This is a genomic window from Streptomyces sp. NBC_01363 (genome assembly GCF_026340595.1).
GTDB lineage: Bacteria > Actinomycetota > Actinomycetes > Streptomycetales > Streptomycetaceae > Streptomyces.
In genome coordinates this window covers 296,723-321,761 of record NZ_JAPEPF010000002.1, presented here as the reverse complement: position 1 = coordinate 321,761, position 25,039 = coordinate 296,723, and the positions used below count along the sequence as shown (strand labels likewise).

General features: G+C 70.3%; 20 protein-coding genes and 3 pseudogenes. 8 read left to right on the top strand and 15 right to left on the bottom strand.

Annotated features, from left to right (window positions below):
- Positions 1-66: 66 nt before the first annotated feature.
- Positions 67-1,131: a GlxA family transcriptional regulator gene (locus tag OG611_RS29545; RefSeq protein ID WP_266427046.1), complete on the bottom strand. Its 1,065-nt coding sequence runs from the start codon at positions 1,129-1,131 to the stop codon at positions 67-69.
- Between the two features lie 158 nt (positions 1,132-1,289).
- On the opposite strand from OG611_RS29545, the gene OG611_RS29540 reads away from it, so the two are divergent.
- Both OG611_RS29540 and OG611_RS29535 read left to right on the top strand, forming a co-directional pair.
- On the top strand, positions 1,290-2,126 hold the full coding sequence (locus OG611_RS29540) for a trypsin-like serine protease (protein WP_266427043.1): 837 nt from the start codon (positions 1,290-1,292) through the stop codon (positions 2,124-2,126).
- A gap of 101 nt (positions 2,127-2,227) precedes the next feature.
- Positions 2,228-3,199, top strand: a complete 972-nt coding sequence (locus OG611_RS29535; RefSeq protein WP_266427040.1) for a GlxA family transcriptional regulator — start codon at positions 2,228-2,230, stop codon at positions 3,197-3,199.
- Positions 3,200-3,209: 10 nt separating this feature from the next.
- Here OG611_RS29535 and OG611_RS29530 read toward each other — a convergent pair whose 3' ends face one another.
- A complete protein-coding gene (locus OG611_RS29530) occupies positions 3,210-4,082 on the bottom strand; it encodes an MBL fold metallo-hydrolase (RefSeq protein ID WP_266427038.1) in 873 nt (290 codons plus the stop codon).
- A gap of 95 nt (positions 4,083-4,177) precedes the next feature.
- A pseudogene (locus OG611_RS29525) lies at positions 4,178-4,585 on the bottom strand (ATP-binding protein); the annotation flags it as partial.
- A gap of 111 nt (positions 4,586-4,696) precedes the next feature.
- Here OG611_RS29525 and OG611_RS29520 point away from each other — a divergent pair.
- The 3 genes from OG611_RS29520 to OG611_RS29510 all read left to right on the top strand — a co-directional run bounded on the left by OG611_RS29520 (position 4,697) and on the right by OG611_RS29510 (position 7,222).
- The gene (locus tag OG611_RS29520) at positions 4,697-5,521 is read left to right on the top strand and encodes a helix-turn-helix transcriptional regulator (RefSeq protein WP_266427035.1); all 825 of its coding nucleotides are present in this window, start codon (positions 4,697-4,699) and stop codon (positions 5,519-5,521) included.
- Positions 5,518-5,781, top strand: a complete 264-nt coding sequence (locus tag OG611_RS29515) for a DUF397 domain-containing protein (RefSeq protein WP_266427033.1) — start codon at positions 5,518-5,520, stop codon at positions 5,779-5,781. The genes OG611_RS29520 and OG611_RS29515 overlap by 4 nt, the downstream gene beginning before the upstream one ends.
- Before the next feature lie 211 nt (positions 5,782-5,992).
- A complete protein-coding gene (locus OG611_RS29510; RefSeq protein ID WP_266427030.1) occupies positions 5,993-7,222 on the top strand; it encodes a glycoside hydrolase family 64 protein in 1,230 nt (409 codons plus the stop codon).
- A gap of 385 nt (positions 7,223-7,607) precedes the next feature.
- On the opposite strand, the gene OG611_RS29505 is transcribed toward OG611_RS29510, so the two are convergent.
- Complete coding sequence (locus OG611_RS29505) at positions 7,608-8,132, bottom strand: hypothetical protein (protein ID WP_266427027.1); 525 nt, start codon at positions 8,130-8,132, stop codon at positions 7,608-7,610.
- 248 nt (positions 8,133-8,380) lie between these two features.
- On the opposite strand from OG611_RS29505, the gene OG611_RS29500 reads away from it, so the two are divergent.
- Positions 8,381-9,007 (top strand): YceI family protein, encoded by a 627-nt coding sequence (locus OG611_RS29500; RefSeq protein ID WP_266427024.1) that lies wholly within the window; start codon positions 8,381-8,383, stop codon positions 9,005-9,007.
- A gap of 102 nt (positions 9,008-9,109) precedes the next feature.
- Here the strand turns inward: OG611_RS29500 and OG611_RS29495 are convergent, their stop codons facing one another.
- From OG611_RS29495 to OG611_RS29445, 11 genes and pseudogenes are all read right to left on the bottom strand, one after another.
- Complete coding sequence (locus OG611_RS29495) at positions 9,110-10,120, bottom strand: NAD(P)/FAD-dependent oxidoreductase (RefSeq protein WP_266431301.1); 1,011 nt, start codon at positions 10,118-10,120, stop codon at positions 9,110-9,112.
- 130 nt (positions 10,121-10,250) lie between these two features.
- Positions 10,251-12,896, bottom strand: coding sequence for a SpoIIE family protein phosphatase (locus OG611_RS29490; RefSeq protein WP_266431299.1), 2,646 nt, complete (start codon positions 12,894-12,896; stop codon positions 10,251-10,253).
- A gap of 191 nt (positions 12,897-13,087) precedes the next feature.
- Entirely contained in the window at positions 13,088-14,479 is a 1,392-nt protein-coding gene (locus tag OG611_RS29485) for a hypothetical protein (RefSeq protein WP_266427021.1), read from the bottom strand.
- A 54-nt stretch (positions 14,480-14,533) separates the two neighbouring features.
- Entirely contained in the window at positions 14,534-15,988 is a 1,455-nt protein-coding gene (locus tag OG611_RS29480) for a GH1 family beta-glucosidase (RefSeq protein ID WP_266427018.1), read from the bottom strand.
- Positions 15,989-16,050: 62 nt separating this feature from the next.
- On the bottom strand, positions 16,051-17,079 hold the full coding sequence (locus tag OG611_RS29475; protein ID WP_266427016.1) for an ABC transporter ATP-binding protein: 1,029 nt from the start codon (positions 17,077-17,079) through the stop codon (positions 16,051-16,053).
- The gene (locus tag OG611_RS29470) at positions 17,076-18,095 is read right to left on the bottom strand and encodes an ABC transporter permease (RefSeq protein ID WP_266427013.1); all 1,020 of its coding nucleotides are present in this window, start codon (positions 18,093-18,095) and stop codon (positions 17,076-17,078) included. Before OG611_RS29470 ends, OG611_RS29475 begins: the two co-directional genes overlap by 4 nt.
- A 3-nt stretch (positions 18,096-18,098) precedes the next feature.
- Entirely contained in the window at positions 18,099-19,079 is a 981-nt protein-coding gene (locus tag OG611_RS29465) for an ABC transporter permease (RefSeq protein WP_266427010.1), read from the bottom strand.
- A complete protein-coding gene (locus tag OG611_RS29460) occupies positions 19,076-20,134 on the bottom strand; it encodes an ABC transporter ATP-binding protein (protein ID WP_266427008.1) in 1,059 nt (352 codons plus the stop codon). Before OG611_RS29460 ends, OG611_RS29465 begins: the two co-directional genes overlap by 4 nt.
- A gap of 30 nt (positions 20,135-20,164) precedes the next feature.
- Positions 20,165-21,838, bottom strand: a complete 1,674-nt coding sequence (locus OG611_RS29455; protein WP_266427005.1) for an ABC transporter substrate-binding protein — start codon at positions 21,836-21,838, stop codon at positions 20,165-20,167.
- Positions 21,839-21,917: 79 nt separating this feature from the next.
- Positions 21,918-22,901 carry a LacI family DNA-binding transcriptional regulator gene (locus OG611_RS29450; RefSeq protein WP_266427003.1) on the bottom strand — a complete coding sequence of 328 codons (984 nt, stop codon included), beginning with the start codon at positions 22,899-22,901 and terminating at the stop codon, positions 21,918-21,920.
- Between the two features lie 362 nt (positions 22,902-23,263).
- Positions 23,264-23,501: pseudogene (locus tag OG611_RS29445) on the bottom strand (flavoprotein); the annotation flags it as partial.
- Between the two features lie 212 nt (positions 23,502-23,713).
- On the opposite strand from OG611_RS29445, the gene OG611_RS29440 reads away from it, so the two are divergent.
- Together OG611_RS29440 and OG611_RS40755 are read left to right on the top strand one after the other, a co-directional pair.
- Positions 23,714-24,382, top strand: coding sequence for an HAD-IA family hydrolase (locus tag OG611_RS29440; protein WP_266427000.1), 669 nt, complete (start codon positions 23,714-23,716; stop codon positions 24,380-24,382).
- Positions 24,383-24,484: 102 nt separating this feature from the next.
- Positions 24,485-24,610, top strand: a pseudogene (locus OG611_RS40755) (helix-turn-helix domain-containing protein); the annotation flags it as partial.
- Positions 24,611-25,039: the final 429 nt, after the last annotated feature.

The following is a 25,039-nucleotide window of genomic DNA, read 5'->3' as shown; positions in this document are numbered from 1 at the left end:
CGTTGCGTAAGTCCAAGTGGACGGTACGTGTCCGCAGTTCGGCGCGTGGGGTGCGCGGCGCGGGCGTCAGCCGTGTCGTCCGTCGGTACCGGAGTCCTCGGGGCCGCCGGACGCATCCGGCTCCGCCGCTTCGGTGTTCTTGCCTTCCGCCCAGGTCAGGGTGGCCACCAGGGACCGGAAGGCGGTGCGGTAGACGCGCGGCCCGGTGCCTGTGTGGTGCTGGAAGTGGTGGCGCAGGTTGGCGGATGTGCCGAAGCCGGTGCGCGCGGCGATGCGCTCCACCGGCTCGTCCCCGCGCTCCAGCAGCCGCTGCGCCGCCTGGACGCGGGCGCGCAGCAGGTACTGGAGCGGGGAGAGCCCGGTCTCCGCCTGGAAGCGCCGGTTCAGGCCTCGGGCGGTGAGCCCCGCGTGGTCGGCGATGTCGTTCAGCGTCAGCGGGTGGTAGAGGTGGGCCTCCATCCACCGGATCGTGGGCCCGAGGGAGTGCGGGCCGGCCCGGAGGCGGGACGCGGCGGGCGGGGCCTCCTCGGCGTCGGCATCGGCGTCGGCGGGTGCGTGGAGCTGCATGAAGACCTGCCGCTCCGTCTCGATGGCGACCGGCACGCCGTGGTCCAGGGTGATCAGGTGCAGGCAGAGGTCGAGGCCGCCCAGCACTCCGGCCGCGCTGTGGAAGGGGTCCGCGTCCACGACGGCCCCCTCCGGGTCGACGTCGATCAGGGGATGGCGCCGCGCCAGCTCCGCCGCGTACGGTCGCCCGGTGGCCGCCCGGCGCCCGTCGAGGAGCCCGGTGGCGGCGAGGGCGAACGTCCCGGTGCCGAACGCGCCGATGCGGGCTCCCCGGTCCGCGGCGGCCCGCAGGGCGTCGGCGACCCCGGGTTCCGGCTCGTCGCGGAAACCGGCGTGGCCGGGCAGCAGTACGGTGTCGGCGTCCGCCAGCCCTTCCAGCCCCCAGGGCGTGTCGATGGCGAAGGGCGCCGGGGAGCCGGTCCCGCGAAAGCCCGGGGCGGTGCAGTACCGCAGCTCGTACGCGACATGCGGGTGCTGCCGGGCGGCGGTGCCGAAGCACATTCCGGGCCCGGTGAGTTCATGGCCCGGCACCCCGTCGAGTGCGAGGACGGCGATCACTGGCATGTCCAGAATTTAGCCGAGGGTGACATCAGGGCCGCTTTTTCCGGACGGGCCCGGTACGCAGGATGGGTGTTGCGCGGCACCGGAAGCGAGACGACGCCCGGCAGCCGGTTCGCATACCCACCACGCACATGACGCACATCGGAACGAAGGAATCACCCGTGTTCACACGCAGTTCGACGTCCGCCGCCCCGTCCCGGTCCCGTAAGTCCCGCTCCCGTCGTGCGGGACGGTTCGCCGCCGTCGCCCTGGCCGCGGCGGCCTGCGTCACGGCCATGTCCGGCAGCGCCAACGCCATCGTCAACGGGCAGGAGGCCACGCAGCGTTACCCGTTCATGGCCACGCTCCCGCAGTGGGCGGGCGAGGTGCACGCCCAGTGCGGCGCCTCGCTGATCAACTCGCGGTGGCTGGTGACGGCGGCCCACTGCGTCAACCCGAAGACATTGGACGGCATCGTCCGCATCGGTTCCAACGACCGCGAGTCCGGCGGCACCGTGCGCCACATCAAGCGGACCGTCACCCACCCCGCCTACGACGTCGAGTCCAACCCCAGCAGGAACGACATCGCGCTCGTCGAGCTGGACCGCCCGGTCAAGGAAAAGCCCATCCGCATCGCCAAGTCGGTGGGCGGTCCCGGCACCCCGACGCGCCTGCTCGGCTTCGGCACCGTCCTCGACACGGACGACCTCTCCAAGGCGGTGTTCCCGGACAAGCTCAAGCAGCTGGACACCCGCATCGGCGCCGTGAACGAGTGCTCGCCCGGCCGCGCCGACAAGACCCGGATCTGCACGATCAGCAAGACGCCCGGCGCCATGGCCTGCTTCGGCGACTCCGGCGGCCCGCAGATCCAGCACGGCCGGGACGGACGCTGGGAGCTGGTCGGCGCCACGTCGGGCGACGGCGACACCGACCCGACCTGCGGCACCGGCCCCGGGATGTACACCAACGTTCCCGCGTACGCCAAGTGGATCGACAAGACCATCCACGCGCACCGCTGACACGACACGCACCCGGGCGGACAGTCCGTCGGCCCGCCCGCCCGGGTGCGCCCCGATCACCGCAGCCGCCCGTCCCCTTTGCCCTCGGATAGATTCTGAACATGTCCGTAATCGCCGTTCTTGTGCCCGACAGGCTCCCCGGACACCAGCTGACCACCCCCGGGCTGGTCTTCGGGACAGCGACGACCGGCCACCCCGGCGCCGACTACGAGGTACGCCTCTGCGCCGCCCCCGGCCTCACCACCACGGGCGCACCCGCCCCGCTCCGGATCTCCGTCCCGTGGGGGCTCGACGGCCTCGCCGACGCGGACATCGTCCTGATCCCCGGCCAGGACGGCGACGGCCCCCGCGACGAGCCCACGCCCGAGGTGCTCGCGGCGCTCCGGGCCGCAGCCGCGCGCGGCTGCCGCATCGGCGCGATCGGCACGGGGGTCTTCGCCCTCGCAGCCACCGGCCTCCTCGACGCCCGCCGCGCCACGACCGGCTGGCGCCACACCGAGGAACTGGCCCGCCTCCACCCCCGTATCGAGGTCGACCCGGTCGGCACGGTCGTGACCGACGGCCGGTTCCTCACCTCGGCCGGGATCTTCGGCAGCATGGATGTCTGCCTGCGCCTGCTGGCCCAGGACCACGGCGAGCGGGTGGCCGGTGAGACGTCCCGGGAACTCCTCACCCCGCTCCTGCCCCACGGCGACCGCGTCCAGGAGACCATCGACCGCGAACTCACGGAGAGCGCGGGCATCGAACCGACGCTGCGCTGGCTGGAGACCCGCCTGCACCTCCCGCTGACCCCGGCGGACCTCGCCGCGCACGCGGGGATCAGCGTCAGCAGCCTCAACCGCCGCTTCCACGCACAGACCGGCGCCACCCCGCCCCAGTACCTGCTGCGCCGGAGGCTGGAGCGGGCCCGCGAACTGCTGGAGGACACCGACGAGGGGGTGGAGCGGGTGGCGGCCCGGTGCGGCTTCGCCTCGCCGGCCGGCCTGCGCCACCACTTCTCCCGGCTGACGGGCACCACACCGCGTGCCTACCGCAAGAGCCACCGAGCGGCGCACCCGGCGGCCGATGCGTGACGGCCCCCGCTCACCAGCGCAGGGCGGTGAAGTCGATCGGCCGGGGCCGCAGCAGCGCCGTGCGTTCCGCCAGCGCGTGCAGCCGCCGGGACATCTCGTCGGCGTCCCGGCGCTGCCGGTCGCCGTGGCCGGGCAGCACCCACTCGAACCGCAGCTGCCCCGCCGTCCGCGCCAGTGAGGCGGCCAACTCCTCGATGGAGTACCAGGTCACGCTCTCCGCGACTTCGAGATCATCGGTCGTACGCGACCAGTAGAAGCTGTCGCCGCTGAAGCAGTACCGGCCGTCCGCGAGATAGAGCACGCTGCCCCGGGTGTGGCCGGGCAGCGGATGGGCGGTGACGCCCTCACCGATCTCCACCGGGTCGAGCCCCCGGATCACCCGGTCCGCGTCCGGCGCCGCGTCGAGGTCCCCTTCGTGGATCCACAGCCGGGCGCCGAAGTGGTCGGCGTATCGGCGCCCGTGCGCAACGTGATCGCGATGGGTGAGCAGCACATCGGTGACGGGCCCGGTCGTCGCCACGTACCGCTCGGCCAGTCGGGGGCTCCAGCGCGGGGTGTCGATCATCATGACCGCGCCGGACGGGCGCCGCAGGAGGTAGGAGTTGGCGCCGGCGGTGTGTTGCGAGTTGTGCCCGCAGATCAGTACGCCGTCGTCCAGCGCCATCGGGAACGGGTCGAGCGAGGGGTCCGGCTGTCCGGACGCGGGCCGGATCGAGCGGGTGTGGCAGGCGAAGACGGCAGCGTGTAAGCGCCGGTTCTCCGCCTCGTCGCCCGGCTGCCGCAGGATTCGCGACGTCCCTTCCTCCTCTCCGATCAGCTCGGGTGCGAACTGTCGGGCCACGTCGCAGTTGGTGCAGCGGTCGTCCACGTACCAGTCGTCCACGGCAGGGTTCCTTCCACTTCCACGGGAACGGCCCCGTCGAGGGCCGCCCCTCCAGGGATAGCCCACGCGCGGCCGGAACCGGTAGACCCCACCGACACCTCGAACTCGCACCACACCACCTTGCCCGGGTTCCGCTCCCCCACCCCCCACTTGTCGGCGAGCGCCGCCACCAGCCGCAGCCCACGGCCCCCTTCCTCATCAAGATCCGCCCAGGAATCGGCGACACGGACCTCCCCGTCACCGCTGTCGTGGACCTCGATGCGCAGGATGCCGTCGACCGGTTCCAGGTGGATCCGGAGGCGGAATCCACGACCGGGCGGTACACCGTGCAGCAAGGCATTGGTGACGAGTTCACTCACGCAGAGCAGCACGTCGCCCGTCCGCGCCTCGCACGCCCAGTCGACGAGCGCCGTACGCACGAACTGCCGTACGAGCGGGACGGACCGGCGTTCCCGGCGGTGGAACACCTCGCGGAAGTGGGGGAGTTGAGTTGTCTCGTTCACGCTTCCAACGTCACACAAAGTCACTACGGTTGAGCAGCGCGTCGGGTCGTACAGCGGCGATGTACGACTTCTGACGGGTCATCCGGGGTTCGTGACGGGGAGAGGCAGTTCATGCAACCGGCAAAGATAAAGAGCAAGCGGATCACGTCCTGGCACCTGATCGGCGCCCAGCTGGCGATGTTCCGAAGGGCGGCCCGCATGACCCAGGCGGCCCTGGCCGAACGGTGCTCCGTGGGCGAGGACACGATCGCTTCGATCGAGCAGGGGCGCAGAGCGCTGCAGTGGGACTTCGCAGTCCTGCTGGACGAACTGCTGGACACCAAAGGGGCGTTGCAGGTCGCGGTGTCGAAGGTGCCGCAGAAGGAGCGGTTCTCGGCGTTCGTACAGGACTTCGTGGACTACGAGCAGGAGGCAGTGACGCTGCTCTCGTACCAGAACCAGGTGGTGCCAGGGCTGCTCCAGACCGAGGAGTACATCCGGTTCGTCTTCTCCTGCCAGTACCCACCTCTCGAAGAGGATGAGCGGGAGGACTGGGTGGCGGGCCGACTCGACCGACAGAAGCTCCTCGCACGCAAGCCACGCCCCATGCTGCACTTCCTGCTGGAGGAGAGCATTCTGCGCAGCGAGATTGGGGATCCCGCCATGATGCGGGAGCAGATCCGGCATCTACGCCAGTGCATGGAACTCCCGTTCCTGGGGCTCCAGATCATGCCGATGAAGCTGCCGAAGCACGCCGCTCTCGACGGCCCGATGGTGCTGCTGGAGACCCCCGACCACGACCACCTCGCCTATGTGGAGGGCCAGCTGACCAGCTACCTCCACGAGGACCCAGATGACGTCAGTGTGCTCCAGCAGAAATGTGGGATGCTGCGTTCGCAGGCGCATTCCGTCGAGAAGAGCGCGCGCCTACTGGACGAACTGCTTGGAGAGAGATGACCCGCGCAGCACACCCGGCCCGTCGTACCGCCGCCCTCGCCTGGTTCAAGTCCAGCTACAGCAGCGACCAGGGCGGCGCCTGCCTCGAAGTCGCCTACGACTGGCGCAAGTCGAGCTACAGCGGCAGTCAGGGCGGCGACTGCGTAGAGGTGGCCGCCCACCCCGCCGCCGTCCACATCCGCGACTCCAAGGTCACCGACGGCCCCGTCCTCACCGTTCCCCCTGCCGCCTGGACCGCGTTCCTGGGCGCCACGGTCTGACGGTACTGCGGTCCGGCCCACCGGGCCGCGCCCCCCCTCTCGTTGTATCGAGTTGTGAAGACTTTCCATTTTTGAGAGCGCTCTCAGCCACAAGTCTTGACTCATACCTGCGACCGTCACGAGAGTGGTTCGCACCACGGACGCCCCGTCGACTTCACTCCCCGCACGATCACCCCGTCCGTGGCCCCCCACACACCTCGGGAGTCCTCTCGTGATTTCGCGCAGACTGTTCCTGACGGGCGGCGCCGCCGCCACCGCGACCGCCCTCACCTACCCGGCCTGGGGCAGCGCCCTGAGCCCGAGCGCCTCCGCCGCCCCCACCAGCTGTGAACTGGCCCTGGAGAACCGCTCGTTGCCGGGCAGGGTCAATGCCTATGTCACCGGCCACGAACAGGGCACCGACCGCTGGGTCCTGCTGCGGGCCGACGGCAGCGTCTACCACCCCGACTCCCCCGCCGCACCGCAGACCCCACTACCGGTCGACTGCGCCATCCCACTGAACCCGGCAGGCGGTGCGCCGGTGGTTCTCACGCTCCCCCAGATGTACGGCGCCCGCGTCTACTTCGTACGCGACGACACCCTCACGTTCTATCTCAACCCCGGCCCCGCCCTGGTCGAGCCGGCGTTCGCGACGTCCACCGACGCCAACTACGGCCGCACCTGGTCCTTCTGCGAGTTCACCTTCAATCCTCAGCAGCTGTACGCGAACATCAGCTACGTCGACCTGGTCACCGCACTGCCGATCGGCCTGACCCTGACCGGCGACGCGACGCACACCGTGGCACCGCTCCCGGACGGCGCGGTGCAGCGGATCGCGGACGGCCTCACCGCCCAGGCCGCCGCCGACGGCCAGCCGTGGGACAAGCTGGTGATCCGCGGCGCGGACGGCAACGTTCTGCGGGTGATCTCGCCGCAGAACCTGATGGCACCGTTCTTCGACCGCCCGGACGAGATGCCGTTCCGGGACGTGTTCGCGTCGTACATCGACCGGGTCTGGGAGAAGTACCGCTCCACCGACCTGCGCATCGACCTCCAGGGCGGCCGGGGAGTACGCACCGGCCGGGTCAGCGGCGACCTTCTGACCTTCGAGGGCGGCCACACCTTCACCAAGCCCGTCTCCAAGGACGTCTTCACCTGCAACCACGGCCCGTTCGCCAACAACCCGGGCGACCCGGACGACAAGAAGGCCCTGCTGGCCCGCTTGGCTTCCGGCTTCAACCGCTCCCTGATGCTCACCCACCCCGACCAGCCGAACGGCACCTCGACCGCCGACTACTACCGGGACCCGGCCACCAACCACTGGTCCCGGGTGGTCCATGCCAACACCCCGATCGGCTACGCCTTCCCCTACGACGACGTCCGCCCCGACGGCGAACCCGACGTCTCGGGCGCCGCGAACGACGGCAACCCGCGCCGCTTCACGGTGAGCGTGGGGGCCTGACCCGGCGACTTCGGCCCGCACCGAGGCGCGGCGGATGAGGAGTTCGCCGTCGGCGTCGTAGAGGTAGGTGGTGCCCAGGGCGGGCTTGGTGCCCGCTGCCGGTTCGCTCACTGGGCGGGGCGTTGAGGGAGGCCGGAGAGATGGGCCTGGCGTCCGGGGCCGGCCGCGCGCCGCATGTGGACGCCGTACTCACCGCCGTGGTGCTGATATTCCCACCCGCCGCCCACACCTCCTTCCGCGCTCGCGGTGCGGGGCAGACCGCCCCGCACCGCGGCCGCGTCCGCCGAATCGCCGCCGGCTCATTGCCGACGTGAACACGCACCCGTGCGGGTGCCCCGACCGGCGAAGGGGGCACCCGCACGAACTGACGCTCGCGGCGCGGAGATCAGCAGCCGCCGCAGTTGTAGAACGTCACGTCCCAGTGGCTGCCCTCGTCGGCGTAGATGTTGCCGGAACCCGCCTTGTACTGGGGAGCGCCGTCACCACGCACACCGATGTAGGTGAAGACGTTGTGGATGTAGTTGGTGAGGCAGGTCGACTTCGCGAAGTCGAGCTTGTAGCCGTTCCAGTGCGAGTACGTGCCACTGGCGTGCCCGGTCTCGGTGCCGCCGGTGATGTTCAGCGCGCAGCCCGTGGCGCTCTTGAGGGTCTGGGCGCCCTGGGCGGTGGCCAGGTTGAGCTGGTCGAACGAGGTGCAGGTGGCGACGTTGCGGTTGGAGCAGCCGCCGGAGGACGACCAGGTGACCCCGGAGGAGTTGAACCGGGCGGCGGCGTCGGCGTGGGTGAGCTTGGTGTCGGCGTGGGCCTGGGTGGCGCCACCGCCGAGGACACCGACGCCCGGGGCGAAGAGAACGCCCAGGACAAGGGCGAATGCGGTCAGGACGGGGCGCAGTCTCATATGGGACAGCATGGGGGGACTCCTCCTGCTCATGACAAGTAAGGGCAGGGAGATACTGCCCGAGTTCTACGCGCGTCCGCCAGAGGGTGGCGGCAATGACAGGCAGCAATTGGGCTTCCGTTCGGCCGCCGTTCGCGACACGCCTCCCTTGATGTTGAACATTGAACTAGATCGCGCTACAGTCAATCTCGTTGAAGGTTAAACAAAAGCTTCGACCGCCGCTCGACCCCGCGCTCGATCACGTCCCCCGAGGAGGAGCCATGGCTCTGTTCAACCGCAAGAACAACAACGCCCCGTCCGCCACCGCCACCATCGCCCCCGCCGTGGACCCGGCCCTCGCCGCCCTCACCGGTGACTACGCGATCGACCCGGCCCACAGCAGCATCGGCTTCACCGTGCGCCACGCCATGGTCACCAATGTGCGCGGCACCTTCGGCGAGCACGAGGGCAGCCTGAAGCTGGACGGCTCCGACCCGGCGAACTCCACCGCGTCGATCGACGTCAAGATCGCCAGCGTCGACACCGGTATCTCCGATCGCGACGGCCACCTGGTCAGCGGCGACTTCTTCGACGCCGAGAAGTTCCCGCTCATGACGTTCCGCTCCACGCAGGCCGAGCAGCTCGGCGGGGACACGTACCGCGTCACCGGTGACCTGACCATCAAGGACGTCACGCGTCCGCTCGCCATCGACCTGGAGTTCAACGGCTCCGCCACCGACGTCTACGGCAACGAGCGGGTCGGCTTCGAGGGCAGCGCGGACATCCTGCGCTCCGACTGGGGCCTCACCTGGAACGCGGCGCTGGAGACCGGCGGCGTGATGGTCAGCGACAAGGTCAAGCTCAACTTCGACATCTCCGCGATCAAGTCCGCCGCGACGCAGGCCTGACGCCCCCGACACCCCGTCGCCCGGCACCTCACGGCTGAACCCGAGCGCGCCCGTCCTCCCCTACCCCGCCGGGGAGGGAGGCGGGCGCTCGGCGTGCCCCGGTCAGGCCCGGCGGGCGGCGACCGCGCGGCTCACGTCTTCGGCGATCAGGTCCGCGTTGATCGCAGCGGCGGCCTGCACCCCGGCGGCAGCGGCAGCGATGACCTTCCCCTTCGGGTCGGCGACATTGCCGGCCACCCAGACGCCGGGTACCTCCGTCGCCCCGACCGGGTCGGCGGCGACGTACGTCCCGATCACCTGATCCACCGCCTCCGTCTCGGCCGCCACCAGGCCCAGGTCCGCGAGGAAGTCCGCGCGGGCGGTGAAGCGGGGCTGCACCACGACGGCCTCGCACGGGACCGCCCGGCCGCCCGCCAGCCGTACCCCGGCGAGCCGGTCGTCCGTCACGTCGAGGGCGACCACCTCGCCGTCGACCACGGCGATGCCACGGGCGGCCAGCTGCTCGTACTCCTCGTCGGTGGGCTCGGGCCCGGTGTGGCGGAAGAGGGTGACGTCCTCGCTCCACTGGCGCCACATCAGCGCCTGGTGCACGGCCAGCGGCCCGGTGGACAGGACGCCGATCGGGCGGGAGGCGACCTCCCAGCCGTGGCAGTACGGGCAGTGCAGGACCTCGCGCCCCCACCGTTCGGCCACACCCGGCACCTCGGGCAGTTCGTCGACGAGGCCGGTGGTCACCAGGAGCCGGCGCGCCACGACCGCGGTCCCGTCCTTCCGTACGACGCGGAATCCCTCGCCGTCGGGCAGCCGCTCGGCGGCCACCACGGCGTCCCGGACGACCTCGCCCCCGTAACGGGTCACCTCGTCCCGGCCGGTGGCCAGCAGCTCCGAGGGCTGGACGCCGTCGTGTCCCAGGTAGCCGTGCATGTGCGAGGCCGGGGCGTTGCGCGGGTGTCCCGCGTCGATCACCAGGACCGAACGACGCGCCCTGGCCAGGGTCACGGCCCCGCTCAGCCCGGCGGCTCCACCGCCGATCACCACCACGTCGTGGCACCGGTCCGCGCCGTCGCCCCCGGTCACCTCGTTGCCGCCGTTCACGCTGTCGCCTCCGGTCATGTCGCTCATGAGGAGCACCTCCCTTTCACTGCAGCGTCCGCGAAGCAGCACCACTTCGGCAAGCTTCGTTGCCGTAACAGCAAACAGCGGAGATATGGGCTCCGTCCGGGAACCCTTGCCCTGGACTGGCCTAGAAGTTGCTCTCCTCCGGTTCGCCGACCGTCTGCTCCGACCAGATGACCTTGCCCGTCTCGGTGTAGCGAGTGCCCCAGCGTTCGGCGAACTGGGCGACGAGGAACAGGCCCCGGCCGCCCTCGTCCGTCGTCGCCGCGTAGCGCAGATGCGGTGAGGTGCTGCTGCTGTCGGACACCTCGCAGATCAGGTTGCGGTCGTAGAGCAGACGGACCTCGATGGGTGCCGTGCCGTAGCGGACCGCGTTGGTGACCAGTTCGCTCAGGATCAGCTCGGTGGCGAAGGCCTCCTCCTCCAGGCCCCGGTCGGTGAGCCACTCGGCGACGTGCTTGCGGACCCCGGCGACGGCCGCCGGATCGGTGGCCACGGCCCATTGCGCGACCTGGTCCGGATCGAGCGTGCGGGTGCGGGCCACGAGCAGGGCGACATCGTCGTCCGGCTGGTCGTGCAGCAGCGCGTCGAGCACGTCGTCGCAGGTCTCCTCCGGTGTCCGGTCACGGCCGGCGAGCGCCTCGCGCAGCAGGTCGAGGCCGGTGTCGATGTCCCGGCCCCGCCGCTCGACGAGACCGTCCGTGTAGAGGACCAGCCGGCTCCCCTCGGGTACGTGGAACTCGGCCGCCTCGAAGGGCATGCCGCCGATGCCGAGGGGAAGTCCGGTCGGGACCTCGGGGAAGTCGACGGTGCCGTCCGGAAGGACCAGCACCGGCCCGGGGTGGCCGGCCCGCGCCACCGTGCAGTTGCCGGAGACCGCGTCGTAGATCGCGTACAGGCAGGTGGCTCCGGCGATCTCGACATCGCCGTCTTCGGCTTCGTCCCGGTCGATCCGGGCCACCAGCTCGTCGAGATGCCCGAGGAGTTCGTCGGGCGCGGGGTCCAGCGACGAGAAGTTGTGGACGCTGGTGCGCAGCCGCCCCATGGTGGCCGCGGCGTGCAGCCCGTGCCCGACCACGTCGCCGACGACCAGCGCCACCCGGGCACCGGACAGCGGGATCACATCGAACCAGTCGCCTCCGACCCCCTCGTGCGCCGGCAGATAGCGGTGGGCGACATCGAGGGCGTTCTGCTCGGGCAGGACACGGGGCAGCAGACTGCGCTGCAGCGTCACGGCCATTGCATGCTCCCGCGTGTAGCGGCGGGCGTTGTCCACACCCACCGCGGCCCGTGCCACCAGTTCCTCCGCGAAGGACAGGTCGTCGTCGTCGAACGGTTCCGAATCGCCCGAGCGCCAGAAGTTGGCCATGCCCAGGATGACGCCGCGCGCGTGCAGCGGCACCGACACGAGCGAGTGGTATCCCTGCTCCCTGATCCGCTCGGCCACGTCGCGGTCCCAGTTCCGCCAGCCCAGCTTCGTGAAATCGCTCTGCAGATCGGCGTCGTCGCTGTGCACCCGCATGGCCCGGGTCCGGCCGGGGACGAAACCCACCACATGGCCGACCGGATACAGCGGATGGTCCGCGCGGACCGCCGCGACGGCGGTGCGGCGCATCTCCAGCGTGCCGCCGTCCGGTGTGACCGGTTCGTCCCCGCGCAGTACGGGGTCGGCGAGGTCGACCGTCGCGGCGTCGCAGAATCCGGGGATCGCCACGTCCGCCAGTTCCTGCGCCGTCCGGGTGACATCGAGCGTGGTGCCGATCCGGGCACCGGCCTCGTACAGGAGCAGCAGTCGTTCGGTCGCGAATTCCGCCTGTCCCGTGACCGCGCGGAGTTCGGTGGTGTCCCGCAGGCTCACCACGGCGCCGGGCGGGCCGCCGTACATGTCGGTCGGACGGAGATTGACGGCCAGCAGCCGGTTGCCGGCCCGCAGCACCTCGTCCGTGACGGTGCGGCCGGAGACGAACAGCGCGGTGGTGCCGGGGTCCAGCCCGAGGTCCGCGACCGCCCGGCCCTCGGCGTCCGGGGGCAGGTCGAGGAGTCTGCGGGCCTCGTCGTTGGCCAGGGTCAGCCGGTCGGCCTCGACGATGAGGACGCCCTCGCGGACCGCGTGCAGCACCGCGTCGTGGTGCTCGTACATCCGGGTCATCTCGGCGGGTCCGAGCCCATGGGTCTGACGACGCAGCCGTTTGCTCAGCAGCGCCGCGCCGGCCGTGGTGAGCGCGAGGGCGACCACCGCCGCTCCGGCGCTCAAGGGGATGGAGCGGTCCGCCACGCTGTTCACCGACTCGACGGTGACCCCCACCGAGACCAGTCCGGCGACCGAGCCGTCGGGCCGGGTCACGGGCACCACCGAGTTGACCGAGGGTCCGCGGATTCCTCTGAAGGTCCGGGTGAACGCGTGCCCCGCCAGTGCCTCCTTGTAGGGGCCGACGATGTGCTTGCCGATCAGTGCGGGATCGGGGTGGGTGTAGCGGGTGCCCTGGGGGCCTGCCACGACGACGTACTCGACATGGGTGAGTCTGCGGACCTCCTCGGCGCTCTGCTGCAACAGTGCGGTGGGGTCCTTGCTGTCCAGCGCCGGTGCGACCCCGGGCGAGTGGGCGAAGGTCTCGGCGACGCTCAGGGTGTGGGCGCGGGCCTCGGTCATGCTGTCGCGGCGGCCCTGCACGACCAGCGCGACCGCCCCCGCCGTGACGAGCAGCAGTACGAGACCGAGAACGAAGCAGAAGACCTGGCCGGCCACGGTGCGCACGCCGAGCAGGGAACGCAGTCCGCGGCTCGGGGGCCGATCGGTCAGGCCCCCGCCGGACGGCGCGGGAGCCGCCTGGCCCGAGCGTCCTCCATCGTGCCGATGTGATCGCCGGACGGAGCGACGCAGCCGCGCCCGGAATCGGCCGATACCAGACATAACTTCAGGTCTAGCATGAATCGCACCTGCTCGAGAGGTCGCTGGTCAGCGGCTCAGAACCCGCCCCCGTCGAATCCACCGCCGCCCCCGAAGTCGCCGCCGCCCCCGCCGTCGAAGCCTCCGCCGTCGAAGCCCGACGGGTCGAAGTCGGACCCGGAGAAGTCGCCGCCGCTCCAGTCCCCGCCGGAGCCGAAGTCGCCGCCTCCGTACTCCGCCGCGTACGCGGGACTCGACAGCATGGAGCCGAGCACCGTACCGACGAGCAGGCCGGGGAGCAGGCCGCCGCCGAAGTAGCCGCCCGCCCAGGGACCGTACGCCGGACCCGCCTCCCAGTACGGGCGGCGGCCCTCACCGGTGTCGACGGTGCGGCTCAGCGGCTCCTCGCCCTCGCGCAGCCGGAGCTCGTCCGCCGCGCAGACCGGGACCTCGCGCGCCGCGCCGCCGGACGGGGACCACCGGACGTCGGCGACCGAGGGGCCGTGGCGCGGGTCGAAGAAGCACGGCGGGCGGCGGGCCGGCGGTTCGCCGCCGGTGCGGCGGGCCTCCAGTACGGCGAGGGAGAAGCGGCCGTCCTCCAGGGCCCGGGTGACCCCGCGCACGTCGGACGGATGCCGGGCCCTGTCCATCCGGGTCTTCGCGGTCTCGTACGAGTCGAGGGCCCGCTCGTAGTCGGCGCGCATGTTGTCGTCGGCGCCCGGTTCGGCCGGGCGGAAGTCGAGCCGGTCCAGGGTTTCGCCGTACGCGGTGATGTCCTCGTCCACGACGACCCGGAGCTTGTCGAGGGCGGCCCGCTCCTCGGTCTCCTTGCGCTTCCGGTTGCGGCGGACGAGCGCGTAGGCCGTGCCGCCGCCCAGCACCAGGAGCGCGCCGACCGTGATCAGCCCGGCGGCGGACGAGGGCCCGCCGCCCCCGGACGAGCCGCCCCAGGAGGCGGGGGCGCTGCCGCGGGCCTGCTCCACGGCCCGGTCGACGAAGGCGTTCAGCTGCGTCGCGGCGTCGGTGTCCGCACCGGGCGTCTTCACCGCGGCGGTGAGGTTGTGGACCGCACGGGTGGACATCACCTGGGGGTCGGCGCCCGCGTCGAACCCGTTGCCGAGGCGGACCGCGTAGACGCCGGTGATCCCGGTGTCGGTGCGCAGGGTGGTCAGCAGGGTCTTCGCGGGGAACGCGGAGGTCGGCGGCAGCACCGCCACGAACACCGGCTTGTCGGCGTCCTTGATCTTCTTCGTCAGGGCGGCGGCCTGGCCCGGTGAGAGCTGGTCGGACGCCGCCGGGTCGACGTACACCGGGCCCTTGCGCAGCGCCTGCGCGACATCGTCGACGGTGGACGCGGCCACGGTGGATACTCCCGCCGGCGCCGGCGCACCGGGCGTCATGCCGAGGACGGCCGCCGCCAGGATCAGCAGCAGGCCGGCCAGCATGGTCGGGAACAACCTGTTCCGCATACTTCGAAGCTAACCCGGACGGGTGAGGCGTGCGACAGCCGTCGCGCGCGGTGCTCACCGGCTCCGGGTGAGCCGGATGGTGTCGCGGTACCACTTGGCGCTGTCCTTGAGCGTCCGTTCCTGCGTGTCGTAGTCGACGCGGACGATGCCGAACCGCTTGTCGTAGCCGTAGGACCACTCGAAGTTGTCCATCAGCGACCAGGCGAAGTAGCCCCGGACGTCGGCCCCCGCGGTGCGGGCCGCGGCGACGGCGGCGATGTGGTCGGCGAGATAGGTGGTGCGGTCGGCGTCGTGGATCTGCCCGTCCTCGGAGACGGTGTCGTCGAACGCGGCGCCGTTCTCGGTGATGACCGTCGGGACGCCGTACTCCTTCTCCAGGCCCACCAGCAGGTCGGTGAGGGCGGTGGGGGTGATCTCCCAGTCCATCGCGGTACGCGGCAGATCACGCTCCACGCCGCGGGTGACCGGCAGTCCCTCGGCGTCCACCGGGGAGCCCTCCTCCGTGACGCCGGAGAAGAGGGTGCCGCGGTAGAAGTTGACGCCGAGGATGTCGATCGGGGTGGAGATGACGTCCAGGTCGCCGTCCCGGACCGGGAGCTCGGCGTTCCGCAGGGCGAGGTCGGCGACGACGTCCTCGGGGTAGGCGCCCTTGACCAGCGGGTCCAGGTAGAGGCGGCGGCCCATCCCGTCGGCGCGGCGGCAGGCCTCGGCGTCCTCGGCGCTGTCGGTCTCGGGGGTGGCGGTGCCGAGGTTGAGCGTGATGCCGAGTTCGAGTTCGTTGCCGCGGGCGGCGGCCGTCTCGCGGATGTACCGCGCGGCGAGGCCGTGGCCGAGGAGCAGATGGTGCACGGCCCTGATCGCGTCGCCGAAGTCCTGCCGGCCGGGCGCCTGGTTGCCGTACGCGTAGCCGAGCATGGCCGAGCACCACGGCTCGTTCAGCGTCGTCCAGTGCTTCACCCGGTCACCGAGCGCGTCGTAGGCGAGCGCGGCGTACTCGGCGAAGCGGTGGGCGGTGTCGCGGGCCGGCCAGCCGCCCCCCGCGGTGGAACCGCCGATGTCGCCGGTCTCCAGCTCCTGCGGGAGGTCCCAGTGATAGAGGGTGATCCAGGGGGTGATGTCCCTGGCCTCCAGCTCGTCGACCAGGCGCTTGTAGAAGTCCAGCCCCTTCGCGTTGGCCGGTCCGCGCCCGCCCGGCTGGATGCGCGGCCAGGACAGCGAGAACCGGTACGTGTCGACGCCCAGGTCCGCGATCAGCCGCACGTCCTCGGGCATCCGGTGGTAGTGGTCGCAGGCCACGTCGCCGTTCTCGCCGCGGACGACCATGCCGGGCACCCTGCAGTACGTGTCCCAGATGGACGGGGTCCGGCCGTCCTCGGCGGCGGCGCCCTCGATCTGGTAGGCGGCGGTGGCGACGCCCCAGCGGAAGTCTGCGGGCAGGCCGGGGACGGCCGCGGCGGCGATCTCGCGCGCGTATTCCTCGGGGGTGGTGACGGGGGTGACGATGTTCATGGGTCTCCTGTGGTGTGCGTCGGCCGCTACGAGCGGTGTGCGTGGGGGCGCTGCGGGCGTCGCTACGAGCGGGGGGTCGCGGTCGCCGCCGTCGCCGGCACCGGCCGGTGGAGCCAGCAGGCCACCGTGCGGGAGCCGTCCGCGCCCGGCGCGGCGAGCACCGGGACATGGGTGGCGCAGGCGTCGAGCGCCTTGCCGCAGCGGGGGTGGAAGGCGCAGCCGGCCGGCATCGCGGACAGGTGCGGGGGCGAGCCGGGGATGCCGGTGAGTTCGCGGCGGGCGCCGTGCAGCGCCGGGAAGGAGTGCAGCAGCCCGTCGCTGTAGGGGTGGCGGGGGTCCTGGTAGATCGCGGAGGCACCGGCCTCCTCGACGATCCGGCCGCCGTACATGATCGCGATCCGGTCCGAGAATTCGATCAGCAGCGAGATGTCATGGGTGATGAAGACGACCGAGAAGCCCAATTCCTCTCGGAGTCTGACCAGTTGGCGCAGGATCTGGCGTTGCATGACGACGTCCAGGGCCGTCGTCGGCTCGTCCATGATGACGATCTCGGGCTCCAGCGCGAGCGCCATCGCGATCATCACGCGCTGGCGCATCCCGCCGGAGAGCTGGTGCGGGTAGGCGGCGAGCCGGTCGGCGGAGATGCCGACGAGTTCCAGCAACTCCTTGGCGCGGACCGTCCGTTGGGGCCGTTTCAGGTCCGGGCGGTGGGCCCGGAGCACGTCGGTGAGCTGACTGTGGACGGTGTGCACCGGATTGAGCGAGTTCATCGCGCCCTGGAACACGATCGACAGCTCCTGCCAGCGGAAGGCCCGCAGCTCGGCGGCCGACAGGGCCAGCAGATCGAGCGCCTCGCCGTCCCGCCGGTGGTAGTGGACCTCGCCGCCGGTGATCACCCCGGGCGGCGACAGCAGCCGGGTCACGGCGTACGCCAGCGTCGACTTGCCGGATCCCGACTCGCCCGCCAGGCCCAGGACTTCGCCCCGGTGCAGGGTGAGGTCGATGTCGCGCAGCGCGTGCACGGCGCCGTCCCCGGTCCCGTAGCCCACGTTCAGCCCGCGGACGGTGAGGACGGGCTCGCTGCCGCTCATGAGCGGGTCTCCTTGTCGTGCGTACCGCGTGCCGGGGATGCGTGTGACACGGATGCGCGCGCCACGGGGGTGAAGCCGACCCTCATCCGGACCTTCCCGGTCGCGCCGGACTCCGTACGCAGGCGCGGGTTGACGAACTCGTCGATGCCGAAGTTGATCAGGGCGAGCGACATGCCGAGCAGGGCGATGCAGAGCCCGGCGGGGACGAACCACCACCACGCGCCCTGGGCCAGGGCCTGGTTGGACTGCGCCCAGAACAGGACGGTCCCCCAGTTCCAGTCGGAGATGTCGGCGACGCCGATGAAGGCGAGGGTGATCTCGGAGAGGATCGCGAAGATCACGGTGCCGACGAAGCCGGAGGCGATGACGGCCGTCAGGTTCGGCAGGACCTCGAAGAGGATGATCCGCCAGGTCGACTCACCGGTGGCGCGGGCCGCCTCGACGTAGTCCCGGCGGCGCAGCGACAGCGTCTGGGCGCGCAGCACCCGGGCTCCCCAGGCCCAGGAGGTGAGGGCGATGACGGCGGCGATGAGCAGATCGCCCGCGTCGGAGACGAAGCTGGCGATGATGACGATCAGCGGCAGTCCCGGGATGACCAGGAAGACGTTGGAGAGCAGCGAGAGCAGCTCGTCGGCCGTGCCCCCGAGGAAGCCGGCGCTGACCCCGATCAGCACGGAGAGGATCGTCGCGAGTATCCCGGCGACGAAGCCGACGACCAGGACTCCCCGGGTGCCGACGAGGATCTGCGAGAGCACGTCCTGACCGGTCTGCGTGGTGCCGAACCAGTGGGCTCCGGAGGGTGGTTGGAGCAGTTGGTCGCTCATCGTGTCGGGGTCGTACGGGGCGATCCACGGTCCGACGACCGCGATCACGACGAAGAAGGCGAGGATCCCGAGACCGACGACGGTCTTGCGGCCGCGCAGAAAGCGCAGCCTGCGCCTGCTGGGCGCCGGGTTCCCGTTCGGGTCGGTCCCGGCCGGGTCGGTCGCGGCGACCTCGGCGGTGGTGACGGCCATGTCCTAGGCCTCCCTTCGGGTACGGGGGTCGAGGACCATGTAGATGACATCGGCGAGGAGGTTCGCCGCGAGGACGGAGAGCGTGATGATCAGGAAGACGCCCTGCATCAGGGGGTAGTCCTTGGCGCCCACGCCCTGGAAGAGCTGGTAGCCGATGCCGGGGTAGGAGAAGACCATCTCCACCAGCAGGGTGCCGCCGACGATGAAGCCCAGCGAGAGGGCGAAGCCGGAGATGTTGGGGAGGATCGCGTTGCGTGCGGCGTACCCGAACATCACCCGGCGCTCGGAGAGCCCCTTGGCCTGGGCGACCATGACGTAGTCCTCCGAGGACACCGTCACCATCATGTTCCGCATGCCGAGGATCCAGCCGGCCACGGCGCTGAGCACGATGGTGAGGCCGGGCAACGCCCCGTGGTAGAGCGCGCTGGAGATGAACGGCCAGTCGAAGGCGGGCACGAGCGAGCTGTCGTAGCCCCCGGCAGCCGGGAAGAGCGGCCACTTCACGGCGAACAGGGCGATGGCGATGAGCCCCAGCCAGAAGTACGGGATGGCCGAGATGAAGGTGGTGACGGGCAGCAGGCCGTCCATCCAGGAGCCGCGCCGCCAGCCGGTGAAGACGCCGATGCCGGTGCCGAGCAGGAAACTGATCAGCGTGGTGATGCCGACGAGCGCGAGCGTCCACGGCAGCGACTGAGCGATCACCTCGCTGACCGGTGTGGGGAAGAAGGTGAAGGAGAGACCGAGGTCGCCGTCGAGCAGATGCGACCAGTAGTCGGTGTACTGCTGCCAGAGCGACTGGTGCTTGTCGAGGCCGAAGAGTGCCTTGAGCGAGTTGACGGCGTCGGTGTCGAGCTGGCCCTGGAACCGGGAGAGCAGCGCCTGGACCGGGTCGCCGGGCATCATGCGCGGGATCAGGAAGTTGATGGTGATCGCGGCCCAGGCGGTGACCAGGTAGAAGGCGAGCCGTTGGAGCAGGTATTTCACTTCGCGCTCTCCTTCCGGTGCTCGTCGGCCGTTTCCGCACCGTCCGCGTACAGCCAGCAGGCCGCCCACTGGCCGCCTTCGAGGTCGAAGCGGGGCGGCGGTTCGGTGCGGCAGCGCTCCATGGCCTTCGGGCAGCGGGGGTGGAAGCGGCAGCCCGTGGGCGGGGCGATGAGCGAGGGCGGTTCGCCGCTGCCGGTCTCCTCCTGTTCCGCCTCGGCGACCACCCGGTCCGGGTCGGGCGCCGAGGCGATGAGGAGCTGGGTGTAGGGGTGGGCGGGGCGCTGGGTGACGGTCTCGCTGTCCCCGCCCTCGACGATCCGGCCCGCGTACATCACCAGCGTCGTGTCCGCGAAGTAGCGGGCCGACGCGATGTCATGGGTGATGTAGAGGATCGCGAGGCGCAGCCGGTCCTTGAGGTCCTTCAGCAGGTTGAGCACGCCGAGCCGGATCGAGACGTCCAGCATCGAGACGGGTTCGTCGGCGAGCAGGACCTGGGGATCGGCGCCGAGTGCGCGGGCGATGGCCACGCGCTGGCGCTGTCCCCCCGACAGCTCGTGCGGGAACTTCTCCAGGTACTGGTGCGGAGGAGTCAGCTGGACACGGTTCAGCAGGATGGTCAGGTTCTCTTCCAGTTCCGCCTCTCCGCTGCCCGCCCGGCCGTGGATCCGCAGTGCCCGGGTGAGGTGGTAGCGCACGGTGTGCACCGGGTTCAGTGAGGCGAACGGGTCCTGGAAGATGAGCTGGACCCGGCGTACGTAACCGCGGAAGGAGCGGCCCCGTCCGGCCTTCACGGCCGTGCCGTCCAGCAGGATCTCGCCCTCGGTGAGCGGATGGAGCCGGGCGAGCAGTCTGGCCACGGTGGACTTCCCGGAGCCCGACTCCCCCACCAGCGCGGTGACCGTGCCGCGCCGCAGTGCCAGCGAGACGTCGTCGACGGCGTGGACGGTGCGGCGTCGGCCCGCGAGGAGGTCGCGTCCGGTGCGGCGTACGGGGAAGTGCTTGGTGACGGAGCGTGCTTCGAGCACGACATGGTTCTGTGCGGGCTGTTTCGACATGGCCGGTCCCTGTGTCCCGTATCCCTGGCTCTACTTGGCGGGCTGGAGCTTCAGCACGATCTGCAGCGCGGACGGCTGGGTGTGCTGCGGCGGGGCGTACGGGTCGGCCTCGGTGGGCCAGCCCACCCAGTTCTTCGTGGAGTACTCGGCCCCGATGGGGGCGGCGGCCGTCGGGATCAGCGGCGCCTGCTCGACCATGATCTTCTGGAGGGTGTTCATGGCCTCGGTGCGGGCGGAGTCCTCGGTGGCGCTCGCGAAGTCCTTGAGCGCCTCGGTGGCCTCGTCGCTCTTGAAGCGGCCGAAGTTGCCCTGCTGGGAGGCCTTGCCGACGGGCTGGAGCAGCGCGCCGTCCATGATGTTCTGGTACATGTCGTACGGGGTGGCGCCGCTGTTGGTCCAGTGCAGGGTGGCGTCGAAGTTGCCGTTGGCGACGTCCGCGCCCCAGGCCTCGGCGGTCTGCGTCTTGACCTTGGCCTCGATGCCGAGCTGCTTGATGTTGTCCTTGATGATCGCGAGACCGGTGATGTAGTCGTTCCAGCCGGCCGGGTCGGTGAAGGTGAGCTTCACCGGCTTGCCGTCCGGGTCCTTCAGTACGCCGCCGCTGAGCTCGAACCCGGCGTCGGCGAGGATCTTCTTGGCGCCCGCCACGTCCGGTGCGGTGGTGGCGCTCTTGTACTCGGGCGCGAGGAAGGACTCACCGGCGGGCAGCGGGATGCCGGTCGGGTTGGTGATCTCCGGGTAGAGCGTGGCCTCGGCCTGGGTGTGGATCGCCTTGCGGTCGACGACCATCGCCATGGCCTTGCGCAGCGCCGGGCTGCCGAAGGGCTTGCGGGCGGTGTTGAACCACAGTCCGTGGATGCCGAGCCCGGAGGGGAACCACAGCTTGTGGTTCCTGGGGTCCTTGCTGATGAACAGCTGCTTGTAGTTGGGCATGAAGACGAACGACCACTCGACCTTGCCGTTCGCCAGCGCCGTGGTCGCCGCACTGTTGTCGTTGTACGCGGTGTAGCGCAGCTCCTTGACCTTGGTCGCGCCCTTCCAGTACGTGGGCGTGGCGGTCAGCGTGGTGGTCTGCGGGGTGAACGTCTTGAGCTTGTACGGGCCCGAGCCGACGGGCGTGCGGTTGGGCCAGGTCTCGGGGTTCTTGACGCCTTCCCAGATGTGCTTGGGCACGATGAACTGCTGGATGATCTTGTTCTGGTTGACGTACTGGGACTCCTTGAAGGTCAGCACGACCTGCTTGCCCCGCACCGCGATCCCGTCGAAGGGGATGCCGTTCCAGTTGAGCGCCGTGTGCTTCTTGAGCAGGTCGAAGGTGTACGCGACGTCGTCGGCGGTCAGCGGCTTGCCGTCGGCCCACTTGGCCTTGGGGTCGAGGGTGAAGGTGACCTCGGTGAAGTTGGACTCCCACTTCCAGCCGGTCGCCAGCCACGGAGCGGCCTTGTCCGCGGGCCGGATCTGGTTCGTCATGGCGAGGGGCTCGTAGATCATGTAGCGGTAGCCGAGCGTGGCCCCCGCCGAGGTGTTCAGGAACGGGTTGCTGTTGTCGGTCTGCGGCCCGTCCGGCTTGCCCAGGGTCAGCACGCCGGAGGCGCTGCCCCCTTTGTCGGCACCCGAGTTGGCGGACGAGCAACCGGCGGCGAGCGCGACCACCGCGGTGGTGATCGAGAGCGCTCTCAGGATGGCGTGACGTCGTGCGGACATGGCGACTCCAGGAGGTACTGCGGTCGGTGAGATCCGGAGGATACGGAGGAGCAGCCGGCCGGAGGCTCCGGCCGGACCGCTACGGCGCCGAGCGGCGCACGACCAGTTCGGTGGGCAGCACGACCGGTGCGTCGGGTGCGTCGGGTACCGGCGTGCCGCCGAGGTGGGCGAGCAGCATCCGTGCGGCCGTCTCACCCATCCGCCGGGTGGGCTGGCGCACGGTGGTCAGGGGCGGTTCGGTGTGCTCGGCCATCGGGATGTCGTCGAAGCCGACCACGGCGATGTCGTCCGGCACCGACCGCCCGGCGGCGCGCAACGCCCGCAGCACGCCCGCAGCACTGATGTCGTTGTGCGCGAAGACCGAGTCGAACTCCGTGCCGGAGGCGATGAGTTGCTCCACGGCCAGCCGGCCGCTGCGTTCGGTGAAGTCGCCGTGGACGACGAGATCGGTGGGCAGGACCGTACGGAATCCGTCCAGCCGGTCACGTACGCAGCCGAAGTGCCGGGGACCCGTGATGACCAGGGGTCTGGCGCGCCCGGCGGCGAGCAGATGCCGGGCGGCGCTCGCGCCCCCTTCGCGATTGGTGGTCACGACGGAGGGGAACTCGGGGTGGTGGCCGCGGTCGTCGATCAGCACGATCGGCAGACCGCCGTGGTGCAGCGCGGTGAGGTGGTCGAGGGTGTTCTCGGGTTCGACGACCAGGAGCCCGTCGAAGGCGCGCGCCGACACCTGGCCGGTGAAGCGCTGCACGGACTCGGCGCCGCGGTTGCAGGTGAAGAGCAGCAGCCCGTAGTCGGCGGCCTCGACGGTGTCCACGACGCCCTGGAGCACTTCGCCCATCCACGGCCAGGTGAGCGAGGGCACCAGCATGCCGACCGTACGACTGCTGCCGCGGGCCAGTCCGACGGCACCCGAGCTGGGCACGTAGCCGAGCTGTGCGATCACTTCACGAACGCGGGCGGCCGTGGAACCGTCCACTTCGCCCTTGGTGTTGATGACCCGCGACACGGTCGTCTTGCTGACGCCTGCCACACGGGCGACATCGGCCATGGTGACACGCATCGGGGCCTCCGGGGCAAGGCATGAGGGACAACTGGAACCGGTACCGCAACCGGTTCAGGAACCGGTACCGGCGTTGCGGCGTGAGTTAACCCCGCCGGAACAGTGCCGTCAATACTTCACGCCGACATTGGTCCGTACCCATCTCCCGCACAGGCGGGGCCTGTTGTACGTTCAGGTTCTGAACGCAGACACCGCTCACCGCCGTGCTCGTGGCCGACCACGCGACGCCCGTCGCGGGTTCCCATGACTCACATCACGCGCGACGGCAGGAACCGCGACCCTGCGGTCAGCATCCTTGGACCCGTCAACTACGTTCACCCGTAAAGGAATTCCATGGAGTGCCGTCGCATTTCCGCCGCCGACAGCGGGCGGGGGTCGCCCGGTGAGCGCCAGGCAGAGCGGATCGGGTATCCGGTCTGTGCCTCGACCGCCGTCGCGTCGATGAAGCCGAGGCCCTGCGGAGGTGGCGACCACACCCACGTCCCAGTGCGCCTCCTGGGCGGCCGCGATCAGCTCACCGATGCCACCGGCGATTCCGGCCGCGCACACGACGACGTACAGAAACGGCTTCCCGGACTGCGGGCTGGGCTGATCACTCATGCGGGCTCCCGGTCAACGGTTGAGGTGGTGCGACTCAGGCAGCGTACGGCGGCGGTCCCGGGCCGTCCTGTAGGCAACCCAACTCCCCACTGCCGGAATACGGACGACCTGGCCGAGCCGATCGCGAACTTCACTGGAGCCAGGAGAAATTTCTCGCTGCCTCAGCGCGGTAGCGTCGTTCGACAAGGTCGATGGAGAGGAAGCACGCAGCCATGCAGAAGCCCGCTGGTACCGCCGATCGCCAAGCCCTGCGTGGGCTCATCCTGGACTTCGCCGGTGTACTTACCGCAGATCCGCACCCAACGCACCGTTCATGGGCCGAATCCGAAGGGCTTCACTCGGAAGCGTGGCGTGCCACCCTCAACGACTCCCCTGACGGGCGACGCCTGTACTCAGCACTGGAGATCGGACAGCTCGGACAGGCCGAGTGGAATGCGAAAACGGCCGCCTTGCTCGGTGCGGGCATCGATCCGACGAACTTGATGGGCCGTGCCTGGTCGAAGGTGCCCGCGGCACAGCGCATGGCGGCACTCGCACATGCTGCCAAGGAAGCGGGATACCGACTCGCCCTCCTGTCGAACAGCTTCGGTCTGGATCCGTTCAACCCGTATGAGCATGTCGGCATCTGGGATCTGTTCGACGTACACGTCATTTCGGAAGCGGTCGGCCTGGCGAAGCCTGACCCTGCCATCTACCAGCTAACGCTTGACCGCCTCGGCCTCCCCGGAGAGACATGCGTGTTCGTCGACGACCATCCGGTGAACCTTCCGCCCGCCGAGGCCTTCGGGATCACCACTGTCCTCGCGACGGACGAGGACGACACGGTCGCCGAGCTGGAGAGCCTGTTTGGGGTGACTGCGGCCGTATCCGTACGAGGCTGACTTCAGCTGCATCGTCAACTCCTCCGTCCGCGAGGGGTATCGGCATTGCACCGGAAATCGGTACGGTCCACCCCTGGCGGACCGGAAGGGAAAGTGGCTGTCATGCAATGGTCGGAGTACACCACCGCGGAACGACTCAAAGCGCTCCGCAACGGCATGACGCAGGAGCAGTTGGCCGAGGCCGCCGACGTATCTGTCGGCGTTGTCCGAAAGCTGGAGCGTGGCGGCACTGCTTCCCTCCCCTCTTTGTTGTCCATCGCTTCCGCCCTCGGCACCGACATCGCCGTGCTCTATGGGCAGCAGGCGCCCCGTCGCTCCATGGACCGTGACGAACGGGCGGCCCTGCGCACTCTTTCCGCCGCGACCCACGACGCCGCCATCGGTATCCCCACCGAAACCGAGCCGGGCACGGTCGACGAGCTACGGGCCGTCGTCGAGCGTGCCGATGCGGCCTACTGGGCGGGCCGATACGCCGAGCTGGGCGCGTTGCTCGGCGCGCTGTTACCCGAGGCACGCGCACGTTACGACACCTCGGACGCCCACGAGAAGGAGGCCGCGGCCGGCGTTCTGGTCGATGCCTTTCAGACCGCCGGAATGGCCGCGAACATCTGGGGCTCACGCGACCTCGCGTACGCAGCACTCACCTACGGCCGCCAG